Source organism: Bacillus sp. FSL K6-1005 (assembly GCF_038000225.1).
Classification (GTDB): Bacteria; Bacillota; Bacilli; order Bacillales; family Bacillaceae; genus Bacillus; species Bacillus mojavensis.
Genome location: NZ_JBBOBP010000001.1, coordinates 3,704,807 through 3,724,704, shown reverse-complemented (window position 1 = coordinate 3,724,704; position 19,898 = coordinate 3,704,807). Strand labels below are relative to the sequence as shown.

Annotated in this window: 16 protein-coding genes and 2 riboswitches; of the genes, 5 read left to right on the top strand and 11 right to left on the bottom strand. The window is 46.3% G+C overall.

Going from position 1 to position 19,898, the window contains the following annotated elements; genetic code table 11:
• Positions 1–8: 8 nt before the first annotated feature.
• Together NST16_RS19245 and NST16_RS19240 are read left to right on the top strand one after the other, a co-directional pair.
• Positions 9–1,142: a 5-methyltetrahydropteroyltriglutamate--homocysteine S-methyltransferase gene (locus NST16_RS19245; protein WP_229148450.1), complete on the top strand. Its 1,134-nt coding sequence runs from the start codon at positions 9–11 to the stop codon at positions 1,140–1,142.
• Positions 1,143–1,210: 68 nt separating this feature from the next.
• A riboswitch (SAM riboswitch) is annotated at positions 1,211–1,320 on the top strand.
• Between the two features lie 78 nt (positions 1,321–1,398).
• Positions 1,399–2,538, top strand: coding sequence for a 5-methyltetrahydropteroyltriglutamate--homocysteine S-methyltransferase (locus NST16_RS19240; RefSeq protein ID WP_340888098.1), 1,140 nt, complete (start codon positions 1,399–1,401; stop codon positions 2,536–2,538).
• Between the two features lie 46 nt (positions 2,539–2,584).
• Here NST16_RS19240 and NST16_RS19235 read toward each other — a convergent pair whose 3' ends face one another.
• From NST16_RS19235 to NST16_RS19210, 6 genes are all read right to left on the bottom strand, one after another.
• The gene (locus NST16_RS19235; protein ID WP_340888096.1) at positions 2,585–3,979 is read right to left on the bottom strand and encodes a sigma-54 interaction domain-containing protein; all 1,395 of its coding nucleotides are present in this window, start codon (positions 3,977–3,979) and stop codon (positions 2,585–2,587) included.
• Positions 3,980–4,059: 80 nt separating this feature from the next.
• Positions 4,060–4,833 carry a 3-hydroxybutyrate dehydrogenase gene (locus tag NST16_RS19230; RefSeq protein ID WP_340888095.1) on the bottom strand — a complete coding sequence of 258 codons (774 nt, stop codon included), beginning with the start codon at positions 4,831–4,833 and terminating at the stop codon, positions 4,060–4,062.
• A gap of 17 nt (positions 4,834–4,850) precedes the next feature.
• Positions 4,851–5,507 (bottom strand): CoA transferase subunit B, encoded by a 657-nt coding sequence (locus NST16_RS19225; RefSeq protein ID WP_340888093.1) that lies wholly within the window; start codon positions 5,505–5,507, stop codon positions 4,851–4,853.
• Entirely contained in the window at positions 5,504–6,217 is a 714-nt protein-coding gene (locus NST16_RS19220; protein WP_340888091.1) for a CoA transferase subunit A, read from the bottom strand. Before NST16_RS19220 ends, NST16_RS19225 begins: the two co-directional genes overlap by 4 nt.
• A 24-nt stretch (positions 6,218–6,241) precedes the next feature.
• Positions 6,242–7,681, bottom strand: a complete 1,440-nt coding sequence (locus NST16_RS19215; protein ID WP_340888090.1) for a GntP family permease — start codon at positions 7,679–7,681, stop codon at positions 6,242–6,244.
• 228 nt (positions 7,682–7,909) lie between these two features.
• A complete protein-coding gene (locus tag NST16_RS19210) occupies positions 7,910–8,752 on the bottom strand; it encodes a methyltransferase domain-containing protein (RefSeq protein WP_340888434.1) in 843 nt (280 codons plus the stop codon).
• Between the two features lie 708 nt (positions 8,753–9,460).
• A riboswitch (purine riboswitch) is annotated at positions 9,461–9,562 on the top strand.
• Positions 9,563–9,689: 127 nt separating this feature from the next.
• Here NST16_RS19210 and NST16_RS19205 point away from each other — a divergent pair.
• Positions 9,690–10,883, top strand: coding sequence for a NupC/NupG family nucleoside CNT transporter (locus tag NST16_RS19205; RefSeq protein WP_010332441.1), 1,194 nt, complete (start codon positions 9,690–9,692; stop codon positions 10,881–10,883).
• A gap of 43 nt (positions 10,884–10,926) precedes the next feature.
• Here the strand turns inward: NST16_RS19205 and NST16_RS19200 are convergent, their stop codons facing one another.
• The 3 genes from NST16_RS19200 to NST16_RS19190 form a co-directional block, all read right to left on the bottom strand.
• Positions 10,927–11,601, bottom strand: coding sequence for a DUF3298 and DUF4163 domain-containing protein (locus tag NST16_RS19200; RefSeq protein ID WP_340888088.1), 675 nt, complete (start codon positions 11,599–11,601; stop codon positions 10,927–10,929).
• A gap of 147 nt (positions 11,602–11,748) precedes the next feature.
• Complete coding sequence (locus NST16_RS19195; protein WP_340888086.1) at positions 11,749–12,039, bottom strand: hypothetical protein; 291 nt, start codon at positions 12,037–12,039, stop codon at positions 11,749–11,751.
• Positions 12,040–12,089: 50 nt separating this feature from the next.
• The gene (locus NST16_RS19190) at positions 12,090–14,150 is read right to left on the bottom strand and encodes a catalase (protein ID WP_340888084.1); all 2,061 of its coding nucleotides are present in this window, start codon (positions 14,148–14,150) and stop codon (positions 12,090–12,092) included.
• A 209-nt stretch (positions 14,151–14,359) separates the two neighbouring features.
• On the opposite strand from NST16_RS19190, the gene citH reads away from it, so the two are divergent.
• Positions 14,360–15,640 carry a citrate transporter CitH gene (gene citH / locus NST16_RS19185; RefSeq protein WP_340888082.1) on the top strand — a complete coding sequence of 427 codons (1,281 nt, stop codon included), beginning with the start codon at positions 14,360–14,362 and terminating at the stop codon, positions 15,638–15,640.
• A gap of 44 nt (positions 15,641–15,684) precedes the next feature.
• On the opposite strand, the gene NST16_RS19180 is transcribed toward citH, so the two are convergent.
• Positions 15,685–16,791 carry a hypothetical protein gene (locus tag NST16_RS19180; protein ID WP_340888080.1) on the bottom strand — a complete coding sequence of 369 codons (1,107 nt, stop codon included), beginning with the start codon at positions 16,789–16,791 and terminating at the stop codon, positions 15,685–15,687.
• 323 nt (positions 16,792–17,114) lie between these two features.
• Here NST16_RS19180 and NST16_RS19175 point away from each other — a divergent pair, with 323 nt between their 5' ends.
• Positions 17,115–18,398 carry an MFS transporter gene (locus tag NST16_RS19175; protein ID WP_340888078.1) on the top strand — a complete coding sequence of 428 codons (1,284 nt, stop codon included), beginning with the start codon at positions 17,115–17,117 and terminating at the stop codon, positions 18,396–18,398.
• Between the two features lie 18 nt (positions 18,399–18,416).
• Here NST16_RS19175 and NST16_RS19170 read toward each other — a convergent pair whose 3' ends face one another.
• Positions 18,417–19,856 carry a DEAD/DEAH box helicase gene (locus tag NST16_RS19170; protein ID WP_340888077.1) on the bottom strand — a complete coding sequence of 480 codons (1,440 nt, stop codon included), beginning with the start codon at positions 19,854–19,856 and terminating at the stop codon, positions 18,417–18,419.
• Positions 19,857–19,898: the final 42 nt, after the last annotated feature.

Sequence of the window (19,898 nt, the reverse complement as noted above, 5' to 3'; positions counted from 1 at the left end):
CGAATGATATGGCTCAACAAGTAAACCTTGCAGCACAGAAATCAGATAAACAGAAGAAAGCTCCTTTCCGCGCTGATCATGTCGGCAGTTTATTACGATCCGCACCAGTAAAAGAGGCGCGGCAAAATCAAGCGGCCGGCGAGATCACGGCAGAACAGCTTCGCGATATTGAAAATAAAGAAATCACCCGCATTGTCGAAAAGCAAAAGGAAATCGGCCTAAACGTCGTAACCGACGGAGAGTTCCGCCGTTCTTGGTGGCATTACGATTTTCTTGAAGGGCTTGATGGTGTAGAGCCCTTCATTCCAGCCGAAGGGATTCAATTCCATCATGCGAAAACAAAAGCCCGCAGCATTAAAGTCACAGGAAAACTGGATTTCACCAGCCATCCGGCGCTTGCCGATTATCAATTTTTACACAGCATTGCCGGAGATGCGACAGCAAAATTGACGATTCCAAGTCCGAATATGCTGTTTTTCGGTGAAAAAGCTGATCAAGGCGTATATCCCGATCAGGAGGAATATTTTCATGACCTGGCCCAGACGTACAAAAAAGCGATTACCGCTTTCTATGATGCGGGCTGCCGCTATCTTCAGCTCGATGATACGTCTTGGTCTCTCTTCTTTGAAGAAAAAGGCAGAGAGGTTGTCCGTGCCCTCGGCGGTGATCCGGAAACATTGCCTGCGTTATTTGCCAAAACAATTAACGATGCAGTGGCGGACCGTCCTGATGACCTAACGGTTACGATGCACATCTGCCGCGGCAACTTCCGCTCGACTTGGGCCGCATCAGGAGGCTATGACGCTGTAGCGGAAACGATTCTTGACGGTTTAAACCTTGATGGCTTGTTCCTGGAATACGATGATGACCGTTCCGGAAACTTTGACCCGCTTCGCTTTGTCAAACGCAAGGATCTGCAGATTGTCTTGGGCTTGATTACATCCAAATACGGAGAGCTTGAAGATCCAGAGGATGTCAAGCGCCGAATCAATGAAGCTGCGCGCTTTGTCAGCTTAGATCAGCTTTGCTTGAGCCCGCAGTGCGGTTTCGCTTCTACAGAAGAAGGAAACCTTTTGACTGAGGAGCAGCAGTGGGCGAAGCTCCGTCATGTGGTCGACATTGCCAATGATGTGTGGAAATAATCTATCGTTGACAGAAACAAAAAATGTGTGAATAATAGATACTATCAGAAAATTTCATAAAAAGATTTTCCTTATCAAGAGAGGTGGAGGGACTGGCCCTGCGATACCCGGCAACCGCTGTTTTACACAGAATGGTGCTAAATCCTTTAGAGCAGATTTGTGCTCTTGTAGATAAGGTTGAGATTGTTCACGCAAGCTCTTCCTTATCCTGAGGAAGAGCTTTTTTATATTTGAATGGAAAGAAGGAATGAACAACATGTCACAGCAAACAACACCCGCAGAACAAAAACAATCGCTCCAGAGAAAAAAACCGCCGTTTCGCGCGGATCAAGTCGGAAGCCTGCTGAGATCTGAGCCCGTCAAAAAAGCGCGCCTGCAAAAGGCGGCCGGCGAAATGACTGCCGAACAGCTTCGCCAGATTGAAAACGATGAAATCATCCGCATTGTGGAAAAACAAAAGGAAACCGGCCTGAACGTCGTGACAGACGGAGAATTCCGCAGAGCGTGGTGGCATTTTGATTTCCTGGAAAATCTGGATGGCGTTGAGCCGTTTATACCTGAACAGGGTATCCAGTTCCATAATGTGCAGACAAAAGCACGCGGCATCAAAGTGACGGGCGATATTGATTTCTCAAACCACCCGATGCTCGAAGATTACTCATTTTTACATGGCATCGCTGGTGATGCCACGCCAAAAATGACAATTCCGAGTCCGAATATGCTCTTTTTCCGGGGGAGACTGGAAAAGGATGCCTACAAGAACGATTATGCTCTTTTCCAGCATGATGTATCAAAAGCATATAAGAAAGCGATTCAAGCGTTTTATGACAGAGGCTGCCGCTACCTCCAGCTTGACGATACAGCATGGGCTGTTTTCTTATCTGAAAAAGGCTTAAAACAAGTGGAAGCATTCGGAACAACGCCTGACGAGCTTCGCCAGCTGTTTGCGAAGTCGATCAATGACGCCATTGCTGATCGTCCGGATGATATGACAATCACCATGCATATCTGCCGCGGCAACTTTCAGTCCACATGGACAGCTGAGGGCGGTTATGATGCGGCGGCCGAAACCATTTTTGACGGCTTGAATCTGGACGGGCTTTTCTTAGAGTATGATGATTCACGCTCAGGCGGATTCGAACCGCTCCGTTATGTGAAACGCACTGATCTTCAGCTTGTCCTCGGTTTAGTTACATCTAAATTCGGTGAGCTCGAAGATCCGGACGACGTGAAACGCCGTATTGAAGAAGCGTCACGTTATGTCAGCTTTGACCAGCTATGCCTGAGTCCGCAATGCGGGTTCGCTTCGACTGAGGAAGGCAACAAGCTGACCGAGGAACAGCAATGGGCGAAGCTGCGCCATGTTGTTGAGATCGCTAACGATGTTTGGAAATAAAGAACAGAAAAACACACTTGATTCCTTGGCGGGACAAGTGTGTTTTTTATGCCTGCTCAATTTGATAGGCTTTGCATTTTTCATATAAGCTTGTTTTTCCTATGCCTAATAGCTTTGCTGCCTTTATTTTATTGCCGTCTGCTGCGGCAAGCGCCTCGATGATCGCGTTTTTTTCCGCCTCAGCGATTGTCTCTCTTAATGGCTGTATCGATTGATATTCTCGGACTTTGATTGTTCTTTGGATGGGTTGAGCTTCAGGAGCGAGATTCAGGTGTTTCGGTTCGATTTGTTTGCCGTCGAGGACGTTGACAGCCCGTTCTAGGACGTTTTCCAGTTCACGTATGTTGCCCGGCCAAGAATAGCTCTGAAGCACCGCAATCGCTTCTTTAGAAAGCTCCAAGCCATCAAATCCAAATTTCCGTTCAAGTTTTTTTAATAGAAGCCCTGCGATGGGCACAACATCCTCTATGCGCTCTCTTAGGGACGGGATTTGAATTTTGATTACATTCAATCGGTAATAGAGGTCTTGCCGGAAGTCTCCTTCCCGGACCATTTTTTCGAGGTTTCGGTGTGTCGCCGCAATCACTCGTACATCTATCGGGACCGGGCTTCCTGCGCCGACCCGCTCTATCTCTTTCTCCTGCAGGACGCGAAGGATTTTGCTTTGCATATGCAGCGGCATATCACCTACTTCATCAAGGAAAATGGTTCCTTGATGCGCGAGTTCAAATTTTCCTTTTTTCCCGCCTTTTTTCGCCCCCGTAAACGCTCCGTCTTCGTATCCGAACATTTCTGATTCAAACAATTGCTCCGGGATCGAAGCGCAGTTGACACGCAGAAAGGGAGCATACCGGCGGCGGCTGTTCTGATGGATGGCGTGGGCGAACAGCTCTTTTCCCGTACCTGATTCTCCTAAAAGCAAAACGGCCGATTGGCTGTCAGATACCCGTTCAGCCAGCCGTTTCGCATCCATAAAGAGAGGGCTGTTTCCGATCAAGTCGCCAAAGTGATATTTACTGAAAAGCTCTTTTTCGTATCTATTTTTATAGTAATTGAGTTCATTGAGGATGGGTTTAATTTTTCGTGAATAATCCATCCATTCCTGCGGATTGCGAAACATAACGGTTCCGACCGCTCCGACAAGCTGCTGGTTCACATAGAGCGGATACCGGTTGGCGATCATTTCACTGCCGTTAATTGGGTGAATAGCGGCAGCCTCTGTACGCCCCGTCTTCGCCACGATATGCATTCTCGAATTTTCAATCACGTCCTGAACGGGTTTTCCTATCGCTTCGTTCTCTGTTTTTTTCAGAAAGTCACAGTATGCCGGATTGATATAGAGAATGTTCCCCTCATGATCAACCACAACAATACATTCCGCCGCAAGGTTGATGATTTCATCCAGCCATTCATAGGGTAATCTTTTAATAGAATGTTTCATCTCCCTGTCGCTCCCGTCACATTTTGTAATCGCTTTCAACCTTATGATAAACGAGAGCCTCCTATGAATACAAGAATCTATTATTGAGCTGTGTAGCCTCCATCCAGCACGACCGCCTGCCCTGTTACGCCTTTCGCCTTTTCACTCGCCAAAAATACGGCATAATCAGCAATTTCTTTCACCGAGAGAAGACGTTTTTGCGGCACAAGCGGAAAAATCACCTCTTCCAGAACCGATTCATAGGGAACATTTCTTGTTTTAGAAAGATCACTCAGCTGATTGCGGACAAGCTGTGTGTCCACATATCCCGGGCAGAGTGCATTCACCGTAATCCCGTGGGGCGCGCCTTCCAGCGCCCCCACCTTTGTCAGCCCAATGACGCCATGCTTTGCGCTGTTATAAGCGACTTTTCCCGCAAACCCCACCAGTCCGTTCACAGACGCGATATTGATGATCCTGCCGAACTGCTGTTTTTTCATAAGGGGAAAGACATGCTTCATCGCAATGAATGGCGCGGTCAGCATGACGCGAATAAGCTGTTCAAACCGTTCTGTCGGAAACTCTTCAATCGGCGCGACATGCTGCATGCCTGCGTTATTCACCAAAGTATCCAAACGTCCGTATCGGGTCTTGATAGTATGGACGATATCAGCAATTTGCTCTTCCTTTGTTACGTCACATGGAATGCCCGTGACGTTAAAGCCTTCCTCGTTCAGCTTGGCGGCGGCCTCCCCGCACACTTTTTGATTTACATCTGAAATAATGACTTCGGCACCTTCCCGGGCGAATTCCTTTGCAATTTCAAATCCGATTCCGCCGGCTGCGCCTGTCACAAGAGCGACTTGTGTTTTCATGTCATACACCTTCCTGCTTAAGATTTTTGCCGGATGACTGACTGGCTTACGGCGAAGTCAGCTTCAGTTTTCTCATATACCTCTTCCAGCGTGACGCCTTCCTGGAGCTCAGTCAGTGTCATATGGCCGTTATCAAAATCAAAAACAGCTAAATCAGTGATCAGCCGATGAACGACTTTCTGTCCTGTCAGCGGGAGGGAGCATTGTTTTTTCACCTTCGATTCCCCATGTTTATTGACGTGCTCCATGATGACGACGATTCGCTTAGCCCCGTTGACCAAATCCATAGCGCCGCCCATTCCCTTCACCATTTTCCCCGGGATCATCCAGTTCGCCAAATCCCCTTGCTCAGAAACCTCCATGCCCCCGAGGATAGCCAGGTCGATATGACCGCCTCGTATCATCGAAAAGGATTCTGCGCTGTCAAAATAGGATGCGCCTGTTACGGCGGTGATCGTTTCTTTCCCCGCATTGATCAGATCCGGGTCTTCCGTTCCTTCCAGCGGATACGGACCGATCCCAAGCAAACCGTTTTCTGATTGAAGCATCACATGAACGCCCTCCGGTATTTCATTTGCGACAAGTGTCGGCATCCCTATCCCAAGATTGACGTTCATACCGTCTTTTATTTCCTTTACAGCACGTTTGACCATTCTTTTTCTGGCTTCCTTCATTGTGCCGCCTCCTTTCCTTCCGCTTGCTGAACAGTTCGTTTTTCAATCCGCTTTTCATGTGTGCCGAGCACAACATGCTGTACGTAAATACCAGGCGTATGGATGTGGTCGGGATCGAGCTCTCCCGCCTCAACAATTTCTTCTGCCTCGGCAATTGTGATCTTTCCCGCCATGGCGGCAACCGGATTGAAATTTCTTGCCGTTTTCCGATAAACTAAATTTCCCATGGAGTCCGCTTTCCACGCTTTTACAATGGCGACATCCCCAGTAATCCCTTTTTCTAACACATAGTTGCGTCCGTCAAAGGTTTTATGCTCTTTCCCGTCAGCGATAGATGTTCCGACGCCTGTGGCTGTGTAAAATCCCGGTATACCCGCTCCTCCGGCTCGGATTCTTTCAGCGAGGGTCCCTTGGGGAACCAATTCCACTTCCAATTCTCCGCTTAAAAATTGCTTTTCAAAAATTTTGTTTTCTCCGACGTAGGAAGCGATCATTTTTTTGATTTGCTTGTTTGCCAGCAGCAGACCGAGCCCCCAATCATCAACTCCGCAATTATTGCTGACGACGGTTAAATCTTTTACCCCTTTATCCCTTATCGCCAGAATGAGCTGCTCGGGAATTCCGCACAGGCCGAATCCGCCCGCGATCAGTGTATCCCCCTCCCGAATGAGTTCCGCGGCTTCCTTACTCGATGACAGCACTTTTCCCATATCTGATTCCCCTTTCGTTTTGTCCTATACAAGGCCCGTCAAACTGTAAATCGCGATAATCACAAATACGGCGGCGGTTTTGATGAGAGTAATCGCAAAAATATCCCGATACGATTGGCGATGAGTCAAACCCGTCACAGCCAGCAGGGTGATCACCGCCCCATTATGCGGAAGCGTATCCATGCCTCCTGACGCCATCGAAATGACCCGGTGCATCACTTCGGGCGGTATGTTGTAGGTCTGAATCGCTTTCACATATTGATCAGACATCGCGCTTAACGCGATTCCCATTCCCCCTGAGGCCGATCCGGTGATCCCTGCCAGCGTTGTTGTCGTTACCGCTCCGTTCACAAGCGGATCTGTAAACGTATGTGAAATGCCGCTGCTCAGCTTATGAAACCCCGGCAGCGCAGCAATAATGCCGCCGAAACCATACTCGGCGCCTGTATTCATTGATGCCAGCAGGGCGCCGCCGATCCCTTCATTCAGCCCTTCCTTTAGCTGTCCAAACACTTTTCTCCAATCAAACAAAATGGTTGCGATGATTCCGATCAGGAGGGCCAGCTCCACTGACCAAATGGCAACCGCGGAGGAGATATCAAGTTTCCCGAACTCTCCCAATCCTATGGCGGAAAAATCGAATTCATTCGGATACCACTTGGGGAGGATCGTGGTGAAACATTTGTTCATCACACCAACAAGAATAAGAGGAACAAAAGCGAGTGCGTGCCGGACCCTGCTTGTGTCGGGCTCTAAGGCCGGTGAGCTTTGTTCCGGGGCAAGATCAGTTGGCTCACGCGCGGCAGAAATCTCCGATCGAAAACCGGCGTAGCCTTCTCCTGTTTTTTCTGCTTTTTTTCGCCTCGATTCCAAGTAGAACATACCCGCCGCCAGCACAAATACCGCGCCGATCATACCAAGCCAAGGGGCGGCATAAATGTCTGTTTTGAAAAACGTCGTAGGAATTACATTTTGGATTTGCGGTGTACCCGGCAGTGCGTCCATCGTAAAAGTAAATGCCCCGAGAGCAATCGTTCCCGGTATGAGGCGCTTCGGGATGTCAGCTTCTTTAAACAGATTTTTCGCAAAGGGGTATACAGCAAAGACGACAACAAACAGGCTGACTCCGCTATACGTTAAAATAGCGCCCATCAATGCGATAGCGAGTGTCGCTCGTTTCGCCCCGATCAATCTGACAATAGTCTTCGCAATGGAAGCCGCCAAACCGGACATCTCGACGACCTTTCCGAAAATGGCGCCAAGCAGAAATACTGGAAAGTACAGCTTAATAAAGCCTGCCATCTTTTCCATGAATATGGTTGAGAAAAAAGGAAGCACAAAGCTTGGATCTGTCAGCAGCACAGCAAATAAGGCGCAAATCGGAGCAAACAAAATGACAGAAAACCCCCGATAGGCGACAAACATCAGCAAACCCAAAGCCAAAAGAATAATCATAATGTCCACAAACATCCCTCTTTTCCGCTTGTCTGAGAAAAGGAAAGCGTTTACAAAATATCCCCTCCCTTTCCGTCATTTCTAATGCAAGTTCTGTGCCAGTCACCAGAACACCATTTCAAGCCTTTCCTCTTCCATATTTACGGAAAATGAGTGATAACTATTCCAACCCAGTGGAAAATTCCGTTTTTGCGGAAAACAAAAGGAAAGCTCTTTATGGGAGCTTTCCTCTTTCACTCATTTCGTTCCGATTAATATATCAACATCAACTGTCAGCTGAGCCGATTTCATTTCTATAAACTGGTTGATTTTTTCAGCCGATGCGGACCAGGCTAACGGTGTCATGTTCAGAAGCCATTCTACGCCTTGCTGATGAAGCGTTTTGGTATACCGCAGCCTCATCAGATGATCGAGCTGAAAATGTGTGGTAAAGCGCTCAATTGCAGGTGCATTGGAATAGGTTCGTCTTTCTGAATCTGCATATAAAACCTGCCTTAGTTCTGTTAAGTAATCCTTTTGAGGGACAACCTTTATAACCAAACCATCTTTTTTCAGCAGTCTGTGGAACTCTGCATAATTTGAAGGTGAGAAAATCGATTGAATGACATCAAATTGCCGGTCTTGAAAGGGCGCATTAGCTACATCAGCTACGGCCCACAGCTTCCCGCCAATATTTTTTGCCGCTCGTAATATGCCATCCTTGGCAATATCAATCCCAATGCCGTGCACTGTTTTCTTCTCTTGAAGCAGCTCGCAAACCGCTTTCAAGTGGGTCCCCTCACCGCATCCGCAATCTAAAATGGTTAACGTCTCTTTTTCAGACTTCCGGTCACTGATCAAGTCAGCTAATGCCTGATGAAGCGGTGCAAAAAAGTGATATTCTGCCATCAGCCGGCTTCTTGCTTCGAAAAGCCCCGCCCGATAGCTGCTTTTGACCGGCTTTGTCAGGAAATTTACGTACCCATGCCGGGATATATCAAACGTATGCCCGCTCTTGAAACAAACCAAACTTTTCCAAGATGTGACCTTCATTGAAGAATCGCAAATCGGGCATCGAAATAGAGAGACAAATTGATTCATATAAGCAGCATGCTTCTTTATGTTTGACACAAAAAACACCTCATTCATTCGTTTTTAAATAAATGAAAAAGGCATAGACAAATAAACCTGGGCCTATCTAACTTTTTGGCCAGGCCTGGAAAGTCGTCTATACCTGTCATTATCTATAACGAATGAATTGAATAATCATAAAAAAGAACTCCTTTTTGCTGCATAGAGGGTTTCCCCGCTATTATGATACAACAATCATCCAGGAATAGGAACTAAGATTCTCACCGAGAGGCGGCTGCCCGAACTCCTCACTGTTTAGAAGATCAATTAATAAGCGGGCTGTTTCTTCAGCTCCTCCGTTTTGTTGTTCGATCGGCCCAATGGAGCCAGTACACCAGCATTATTGATTACATAAACGCTTCCGGCTCCGTATTAAGGCTAATGTGCTGAAACAATTCATCATAGAGCGCCTCGATCCCGTGGCTATCTCTCAAATCACTGCTGTCCAAGTCGGTCAGCTTTTGATTATTCTGTCTTGAAATACAGTAAAGCCGATGGTCAGCATGTATTGGCGTGCCTGTGATGATATGCTTCGTTTTTCCCTCCTGATCACAATTTCAGCATAGCAATCCAATATGAATTTCCTTTATTTTCTCGACTTCGAAATATAAATTTATTATTTTGAAAATAGTTAAAAAGGTTGATTTTCAAAAAGTGAAAGGATAAAATACTGCTATCATCTTAGAAAAAAGACATTCTTGTATATGATCAGTAATATGGTCTGATTGTTTCTACCTAGTAACCGTAAAAAACTAGACTACAAGAAAGTTTGAATAAATTTGAACGAGTTGAAAAGGACAAGTTCTTTTCTGTTTGCTCTTATTTTTCACACTTTCTGAACTTCCAGAATTTGTGAAGAATAAGGGCTTTTTTCATTTCCATAATAAACCTCATAGGAGTTGCTATCATGTACTTTTTATTAAACCTTGTCGGTCTCATTGTGATTATGGCAGTTGTGTTCCTATGCTCCCCGCAGAAAAAGAAAATCCAGTGGCGTCCGATCATTACGTTAATTGTTCTGGAGCTTTTGATTACGTGGTTTATGCTGGGGACAAAAATTGGCAGCTGGGCCATCGGACAAATTGGAAATTTCTTCACTTGGCTGATTGCTTGTGCCAGTGACGGGATCGCCTTTGCATTCCCTTCTGTGATGGCAAATGAAACGGTAGACTTTTTCTTCAGCGCACTTCTTCCAATTATTTTCATCGTCACATTCTTTGACATTTTAACATATTTCGGCATTTTGCCATGGCTGATTGATAAAATCGGCTGGGTGATCTCAAAGGCTTCCCGCTTGCCGAAATTAGAGAGCTTTTTCTCTATTCAAATGATGTTTTTGGGAAATACAGAAGCTCTGGCAGTCATCCGCCAGCAGCTCACAGTATTAAACAACAACCGCCTGCTCACATTCGGCTTAATGAGCATGAGCAGCATCAGCGGTTCTATTATCGGATCTTACCTGTCAATGGTGCCGGCGACATACGTGTTTACAGCGATTCCTTTAAACTGCTTAAACGCGCTGATTATCGCAAACCTGCTGAATCCAGTGCATGTGCCGGAGGATGAAGACATCATCTATACACCGCCTAAAGAAGAGAAAAAAGACTTTTTCTCTACGATTTCTAACAGTATGCTTGTCGGCATGAACATGGTGATCGTTATTTTGGCAATGGTGATTGGATATGTGGCGTTAACGTCAGCAGTCAATGGCATTCTTGGCGTTTTCGTACACGGCCTGACCATCCAGACGATTTTTGCTTATCTCTTCAGTCCTTTCGCATTCCTGCTTGGGCTGCCGGTACACGATGCGATGTATGTCGCTCAGCTGATGGGAATGAAATTGGCAACGAACGAGTTTGTTGCGATGCTTGACTTGAAAAACAATCTTAAAACACTACCCCCTCACACAGTTGCGGTAGCAACGACATTCCTGACGTCATTTGCCAACTTCAGTACTGTCGGCATGATTTACGGAACGTACAACTCGATCCTTGACGGCGAAAAGTCAACCGTGATCGGGAAAAACGTATGGAAGCTGCTCGTCAGCGGAATTGCGGTATCTTTACTAAGTGCTGCGATTGTCGGTCTGTTTGTGTGGTAGAAAAATGGAGCCATATCCCTTTTTAAGGATATGGCTCTTTTGATTATTGATAAACAGAGGAAGGCACCTGTACATCCCGGATTCCAGCTGCATAAGGTCCCAAGTCATACTGGCCGAAGACGATGGCGATACCGTTTTTCGTAAAGTAAAACATTGTGTCCTGGTTAAGGATAATCTCCTCTTTCTTTACATCAGGGAAAAACAGCGTGTCATGTTTTTTGATATAGCTGTATAGGTAATCTTTCGTTTTGCTGACTTTAGTTTTGGTATTCAGAATCTGATTCAGTGTCACCCGCTTGTGTGTGTTCAAGTCATAGTTGAAGGATTGAACAGACGTTAAACCATGGGCGCCGCCTGAATAGATATAATTAAGCGTTTGAATGCTGAGCTTGCCCGCCGCATTATATTTGACGCTGAAGGATGTTTGATATTCCGCTTTGAAGCCCTGCTGTTCACCGGCTTTTTTGTTTTTCAGGTATTCTTGATACGATTGTTCAATGTAGGCTTTCAGCTCTTGATTGATGTTTTTTTCAAACGCGGCATTCCCGATGTGATGCACCTGAGGATACTTTAATTCCTTGATCTTTTTGTACGTATGGCTGCTGACAGTCGGCGTTTTCGCTTGAACCGCTTTTACAGTTGGGGCCGCATATGCAAATACACTAAAAAGCAGGACAGCAGCAGCTACGGCGAGCCTCATCATTTTATTCCATTTCATACAATCTCCTCCTTTGATTTTCTTTGTTTATCATTCCCTTTTTTCTGCAGCGCACACTTTTATAGACCGATGAAGTGAAAAGAAGTTTCTAGGTCGATCTGCTCGATTTTTTCCCAAATAAAAAAGAGACAACATACTGTCTCTTTTTTATTGTTTATGCTCAGCAATCACTTCGTGAACCGCTTGTGCCAAATCAATATTCCCAAACATCTCTAACACCGCAATGACGGTCTGGTCAGGTATTTGTTCTGACTCGTTCTTCGGCACGATCAGTTCTTCCACCGTTTTTTTTAAGCTTTCATTCAGCTTTTGCTGCGGATACGCTTTGGCATACAGATCCAACGGATCAAGATCATGGTTGACACACCATTGGGCGAATACTAATATCATCATATTTTCGTCGCGCTCGTAAGCCTCTGCGAGCTGTTTTTCGTTCATATGTCATGCTCCTTATCCATAAGTATCTTCCTCTACGATACAGGAGCGAATCAAATTCGTCTATCCCAATGGCGGTGGGCGGCAACTGCTTCGATAAACGCTTTATAGAAGCCGGTGTAGTCCTCTTCGTCTTTTGCTGTCACAATTCCCGGCCCCTCTGTTGCGCCGACAGCTGATTTGAGGAGGCCAACTCCTTCATTTGCCGCACCGACCGCCTTATAGTGATTGTAGGCTTCTCTAATAAACGCCATCGCTTGTTTATCTTCTTTTAGTTCAAGTCCCCCTGCGGTATAGACGGCGTCATATAGAACGGAGTCTGTCGTCAGGAATGTGCCGCCGACCTCAAGCTGCTGTCCGGCGCCGCTTGTGATGTACCCCAGCGTTTGACTGATGACATCCGCTGTGATCCCTTCTTGTTTTAAGGCGTCCAGCACTGTTTGCAGTTCTTTTTCATCAAAACCATTGCCGGCGAGAACCGCGACTTTTCTCGTTGACGCTGTTTTCACTGTACGGGCTTGGCTTAATGCAGGTGAGGTAAGGATTTCTTTTGATGCTTTGCGTTTCGCCGGCGGCGCCACACCTACTCCTTTGGCGATTTCTTCTGCCAGGACAGTATCTACGTTGCTGAAGACATCGACGACCTGCCGCTGCACATCTTTGCTTTTGACCTTCCCGACCTCGAAGCAAAAGGCGGAAATGATGTGCTTTTTCTCCACCGGGGACATGCTGTTCCAGAACAGTTTTGCCTGTGAATAATAATCATTAAAACTGTCGCTCCGCTGGCGGATTTTTCTGCCCTCTACTTTCTCCTGATAGTGGACGTAACCGCCTTCTTCGGCTGACGCAGGAGACGGGTCATTGTTCTGCAGAGAGTTTTTATGATAAGCGACCGGCCCTTTATTGATGGTCATCCGATGATAACCGTCGTACTGGTTGTTATGGAACGGACATACCGGGCGGTTAATCGGAATCTCGTGGAAGTTCGGGCCGCCAAGACGGATCAGCTGTGTATCCGTATAAGAGAAAAGCCGTCCCTGCAGGAGCGGATCATTTGTGAAGTCGATGCCCGGCACAACATTTCCCGGGTGGAATGCGACTTGCTCCGTTTCCGCAAATACATTATCCTGATTGCGATTCAGCGTCATTTTCCCAATGATCTTCACCGGTACAAGCTCTTCCGGCCAAAGCTTCGTCGGATCAAGAATATCAAAATCAAATTTGAATTCATCTTCTTCCTCTATCATCTGCACGCCTAGCTCATATTCAACCGTGCCGCCGTTTTCAATTGTTTCCCACAGGTCGCGGCGGTGGAAGTCGGGGTCTTTTCCGGCAATTTTCTGCGCTTCATCCCATACGAGAGAATGCACGCCGAGCACCGGCTTCCAATGGAATTTCACGAAACGCGCCTTTCCTTGTTCGTTGACAAAACGGAACGTGTGAACGCCAAAGCCCTCCATCATCCGGTAGCTGCGGGGAATGCCTCTGTCAGACATCGTCCACATCACCATGTGAGCCGACTCTGGATTATTGGCGACAAAGTCCCAAAACGTATCATGAGCTGTCGCGGCCTGAGGCATTTCATTGTGCGGCTCAGGCTTAAACGCATGCACCAAATCCGGGAATTTGATCGCATCCTGAATAAAGAATACCGGGATATTATTGCCTACAAGATCATAGTTTCCTTCTTCAGTATAAAATTTTGTCGCAAATCCTCTGGCGTCACGCACTGTGTCAGCGGAGCCTTTGGAGCCCGCAACCGTTGAAAACCGGACAAATACCGGTGTCTTCACCGAAGGGTCCTGAAGAAATTTCGCCCGGGTGAATTCTGTCATCGGCTCATACACCTGAAAAAAGCCATGCACGCCATACCCGCGCGCATGCACGATCCGTTCAGGGATTCTCTCATGGTCAAAATGGGTCATCTTCTCCCGAAAGTGAAAATCCTCCATCAACGTCGGGCCGCGAACTCCGGCTTTTAACGAATGTTCGTCCTCAGACACCCGTACGCCTTGGTTTGTCGTCATTTTCTTTCCGCTGTTATCAACCCTATACTGTTCGAGCTGCTCGTCTTTTGAGTGTTCATTGACTCGTTTGTTTTGGTCATCACTCATGTCTGCTCCCCCTTTTCCTATTCCAGATCTCAAAAAATAAACATTCTATAGCACATTTACCCTTGGCGACCTGCATATAAACTGCTTATCTGCTCTCTAGGTTTTTAGGTCTACTTGTCAACATGAGGTCATAAATATTTGAAATAAGCCTTCCTGAAATATGGAAGCGCTTACTAAAAATTGTGCTGTTGAATGGGGGAGGTCATATCGTGCTTGCGATACTCGGTTTTGTGATGATCATTGTCTTCATGTATCTTATTATGTCAAATCGGCTTTCCGCTCTTATTGCTTTGATTGTCGTTCCTGTTGTGTGTGCCCTGATCAGCGGATTCGGCAAAGACCTGGGCGATATGGTGCTTCAGGGTGTAACAGATCTCGCTCCGACAGGCATCATGCTATTATTTGCGATCCTGTATTTCGGCATCATGATTGATTCAGGTTTGTTCGATCCGCTCATTGCCAAAATCTTATCCCTTGTCAAAGGAGATCCATTAAAAATCGCTGTCGGCACAGCGGTGTTGACGATGACCATTTCGCTGGATGGAGATGGGACAACAACGTACATGATTACCATTGCGGCGATGCTACCGCTATACAAACGGCTCGGCATGAACCGGCTGGTGTTGGCGGGAATTGCAATGCTTGGGTCGGGAGTCATGAATATTATTCCGTGGGGTGGTCCGACTGCAAGGGTTTTGGCTTCTTTAAAATTGGACACGTCAGAAGTCTTCACTCCGTTGATTCCTGCTATGATTGCCGGCATTCTCTGGGTGCTTGCCGTAGCCTATATTCTAGGAAAAAAAGAACGGAAACGGCTCGGCGTCATCTCAATTGAACACCAGCACGCGTCCGATCCGGATACAGCGCCGCTCAAACGCCCCGCTCTCCAGTGGTTTAACCTGCTACTGACTGTCGTGCTGATGGCCGCTTTGATCACCAGCCTGCTCCCGCTCCCTGTTCTTTTTATGATCGCATTTGCTATCGCCTTGATGGTGAACTATCCAAATGTAAAAGAGCAGCAAAAGCGAATCTCAGCGCATGCAGGAAATGCCTTAAACGTTGTCTCCATGGTGTTTGCCGCCGGCATTTTCACAGGCATTTTGTCGGGTACTAAAATGGTAGACGCCATGGCGCATTCTCTCGTATCACTCATCCCTGACGCCATGGGCCCGCACCTGCCCTTGATTACAGCCATCGTCAGCATGCCATTTACCTTTTTTATGTCGAATGATGCCTTTTACTTCGGTGTTCTGCCGATCATCACAGAAGCCGCCGCTGCTTATGGGATCGATGCCGCAGAAATCGGCAGAGCCTCCTTGCTGGGCCAGCCTGTGCATTTGCTCAGTCCTCTCGTGCCTTCCACTTATTTATTGGTCGGAATGGCGGGCGTCAGCTTTGGCGACCATCAAAAATTCACGATCAAATGGGCCGTGGGAACAACCATTGTGATGACGATTGCGGCACTGCTGATTGGGATTATTTCGTTTTAACGTGAGAAAAGGATTTCCGCTGCCGGAAATCCTTTTTTGGTCATTTAATTGATATATTTTATGACAGGCAAGCTTTCAACACCTGAAGCATAGTAGTAATTTAAAACACTGAAAAAGTCTACCGCTTTGCCGGTTTTTAGATCAACGATTAATATATGATCCCCATAGTTCTGATCATCCGCATCAAGCCTTCTCGGTGTTTTTTTACCTAACGTATCAAGGAAAGAATCATCATAACCTACCCCGGACTGATAAGCTGATACATGATGCATAAAAAGCGTGCCTGTGTCTAAGTAAACCATGATGGCTGAGCTTGAACTTGCATAACTCGAACGATAAGTGACAGGGTCAGAAATATGTTTAACCTTCACATCAGAAATGGAATGGGTGCGCTGATTATACCCGCCACCATAGGAAAAATAATATACTCTTTCCCAGTTTAATGAAGATGTTTTCGTATTAGAATTGTACAGCAGTGTACCATTCGCATACACTGAACCGTCTCCATACTCAGCAACAAAGGCTTGTAAATTAGACGTTACCGATTTTACACTTGAATAATTTGAAGGGTTTTTCGCGTTTAACTGAATATTATATGAATCTCCCGTCGTTCCTTCAGAGTAAACCCGGATCATATAATCGCCAGCGGGAAGCTCTTTTAAAAGCACTAAGTTCCCTGCTGCCATTGATATATTAGACGGCTGAGCTTCTCCTGTATCCCAATTGACAACATACAATTTCAGATGGTAATCGCTGTTGTTTGAAAAAATTCTTGTGATAAGGGTTCGATCTGACGAAGTACTGAAAAAGTACATATCATCAGGATTATTTTCATCAAGGACAGAGGTTGTATTGAAAACCTGGTCATCGGAGTTGTACATGGAACTTGTTTTAAAACCATTCTCATTCGAAGGCTTCTTCACTTTCATCTTTTCTGTTTTATTGTCTGTTTTAAGGCTTACTTGTTTCGCTTGATTTAATGAAACACCCTCAGTTTCCTTTTGTTTTTTCAGTTTTTCCTGCTGCTCCATGATTGTTTTTTCTTTTAACACACTTTGCGCTGAGGCAGCATTTGAATTCATACCTAAACTAAAAACAATAAGCAACACAGTACACAAAAAAGGCAGTGAAACAATTTTTTTGTTCTTCATATACAAACCCCTTTCCAATTTTATACTATACATATCGGCGAGGAGCTCGGATCATTTACATAAATATATTTATTTTCATGAATTGTTTATTTTTTCTATTTATTTAATGGCCTGCCACTCGAAGCCATCAGCTCTTTATACCAATAAAAGCTTTTCTTGCAGCATCGAATTTATCGAAAGCGCCTAACCCGTTTTCTGTCATGATCAATGGCAGCTGTAGCGGTCATAGACTAAACATTTTGTAAAAATTGACGGCGGTTCCATCTTTTTCTACGTGGTTTCTCGTACAATAGAAGTATCGTTACTGGGGAGGGGCTCTGCAGATGAAACGTTTTACGAAACAAGAAAACAGCTGGGTTGTATATGACTGGGCAAACTCTGCTTATTCAATAGTCGTCACAACCGCAGTATTTCCGTTGTTTTATAAATCAGCCGCTGCGGAAGGCGGTGTCAGCGCTGCTCAATCTACTGCTTATTTAGGCTATACGATAGCGATTTCTACCTTTATTCTCGCCATGCTCGGCCCGATTTTAGGAACCATCGCCGACTATGAAGGCTGCAAAAAAAAGTTTTTCGGTTTCTTTGTGTCTGCCGGTGTCGCCAGCACTGCGGCGCTTGCCTTAATTCCTAGTGAACATTGGCTGCTTTTGCTGCTGTTCTACACCATATCGGCTGCCGGTTTTTCCGGCGCCAATGTATTCTACGACGCCTTCCTCGTTGACGTCACGCCTGAGGAGCGAATGAATCTTGTTTCCGCTCGCGGCTTTGGTTTAGGCTATATCGGCAGCACGATCCCATTTATCCTCAGCATCGCCGTCATCCTGCTTGCACAAGCAGAAACAATTCCGATGTCCGTGTCTGCCGCAAGCCAGCTGTCCTTTTTTATAACGGCCGCTTGGTGGGGGCTGTTTACCATTCCGATGCTGAAAAACGTGCATCAGCGCTATTACATCAAAAAAGAACCCCGCATCATAGCCAACAGCTTTAAACGCCTCGGGCAAACGATGAAACGGATCCGGCAGTACCGGGCGCTGTTCCTCTTTCTGCTCGCTTATTTCTTTTATATCGACGGGGTCGGCACCATTATTACGATGTCGACGTCCTACGGGTCAGACTTGGGTATCAGTTCCACAAGTCTCCTGATCATCCTGTTTGTCACTCAGGTCGTCGCCGCGCCGTTTGCCATTTTATACGGAAGACTGGCGGAGCGCTTTACGGGGAAAACAATGCTGTACGTTGGCATCGTCATATATATGATTGTATGCGTATATGCGTATTTTCTGGAAACGACGTTTGATTTCTGGATTCTAGCCATGCTTGTCGCCACCTCGCAGGGCGGCATTCAAGCATTAAGCCGCTCCTATTTCGCCAAGCTCGTCCCAAAACACCATGCAAATGAATTCTTCGGCTTCTACAATATTTTCGGGAAATTCGCCTCGATTATGGGGCCGCTGCTCATTGCCGTTACCGCCCAGCTGACCGGGAAATCCTCGACTGCGGTGTTCAGCCTGATCATTTTGTTTGTGATCGGAATTGTCATCCTCGCGTTTGTGCCGGAAGAGAACAGTGCCGATGTCAGCCATCACAAAAATGACCTGCCCCTTTAACTGGGAGCAGGTCATTCATCATTTATTCGCTTTATTCACCTTAAGCTTTTTCCCTTTGACGGTTGTATCCTTCATGGCTTTGAGAACACGAGGGCCTTTTCCGTTTAAAATTTCTACGTACGAGGCGTTATCCATGATTGTAATGATGCCAATGTCATCAGCAGAAACCCCGTCGATTTTAGCGATCGTTCCGACAAAATCAACGGCTCTGATTTTCTTTTTCTTTCCGCCGTTAAAGTACAGCTTCATAATGTCTTTATTCAGCTCTTCGCTTTTGTCCTTTTTGATTTTCGGACGGTCCTTCAGTTTAGCGAGAAAATCCGGTTTCTTTTTTGCGATTTCCTCTTGGGACGGGGCTTCTAATGTCTGAATCCCGAATCCGATATAGTCTTCTATTTCAGCTAGGAACCGCTTTTCAAACGGTGCCACAAATGAAATTGCTTTTCCCTGATTCCCGGCTCGCCCTGTCCGTCCTGTACGGTGTACGTAGCTTTCTTTCTCAAGGGGCAGATCATAGTTGATGACAAGGGCGATATTCTCTATATCGATCCCCCGCGCGGCGACGTCTGTCGCGACTAAATAACGGTACTCGCCTCTTTTAAATTCATTCATGACGTCAAAGCGGTCTTCCTGAATCATCCCGCCGTGAATTTTATCGCATGGATATCCTAAGTCATCCAATTCATCGGTCAGCTGATTCACATGCTCTTTCGTCCGGCAAAAAATGATGCAGCTGTCCGGGTTCTCAGTGATGAGTACATCCTTCAGCAAAGAAAACTTATTCTCTTCTCTGACTTGAATCACCGAATGTTCAATATTCCTTGTGGTGAGGCCAGCCGCTTTGATTTCGATATGCTCTGGGTTTTGCATATATTGACGGCTTAATTTCTCAATATCCTCTGGCAGTGTCGCAGAAAACAGCATCGTTGTGCGCTTAACCGGGAGATGCTTGATAATCGCCTCCACCTGATCGATGAAGCCCATATTCAGCATCTCATCCGCTTCATCAATGACCAGATAGGAAAGGCGATCCAGCGGCAGCGTGCCTTTTTCAATATGATCCAGGACACGCCCCGGAGTGCCGACAACGATATGGCTTTTTTGCTTCAGCTCGGCTTTTTGTTTATCAAAAGATGATTTTCCAAACACAGCTGTGGCTTTGATTCGTTTAAATCTTCCGATGTTCGTGATATCCTCTTTTACTTGCACGGCAAGCTCACGGGTCGGCGTCAGCACCAGTGCCTGCGGTTTGTTTTCGTCCCAATCCGCCAGCTCGCAGAGAGGAATGCCAAACGCAGCCGTTTTCCCGCTTCCCGTCTGTGATTTGACGACAAGATCTTTTCGTTCAAGGGCTGCCGGAATCACGCTTCGCTGCACCTCGGTCGGTTCTGTATACCCCAGTCCTTCCAATGCTCGTAAAATGTCATGACTGATTTGATAGTTTTTAAAATGACTCATGTATAAACTCCTGTCTCTTGCAGATGTTCTCATTATACTCTA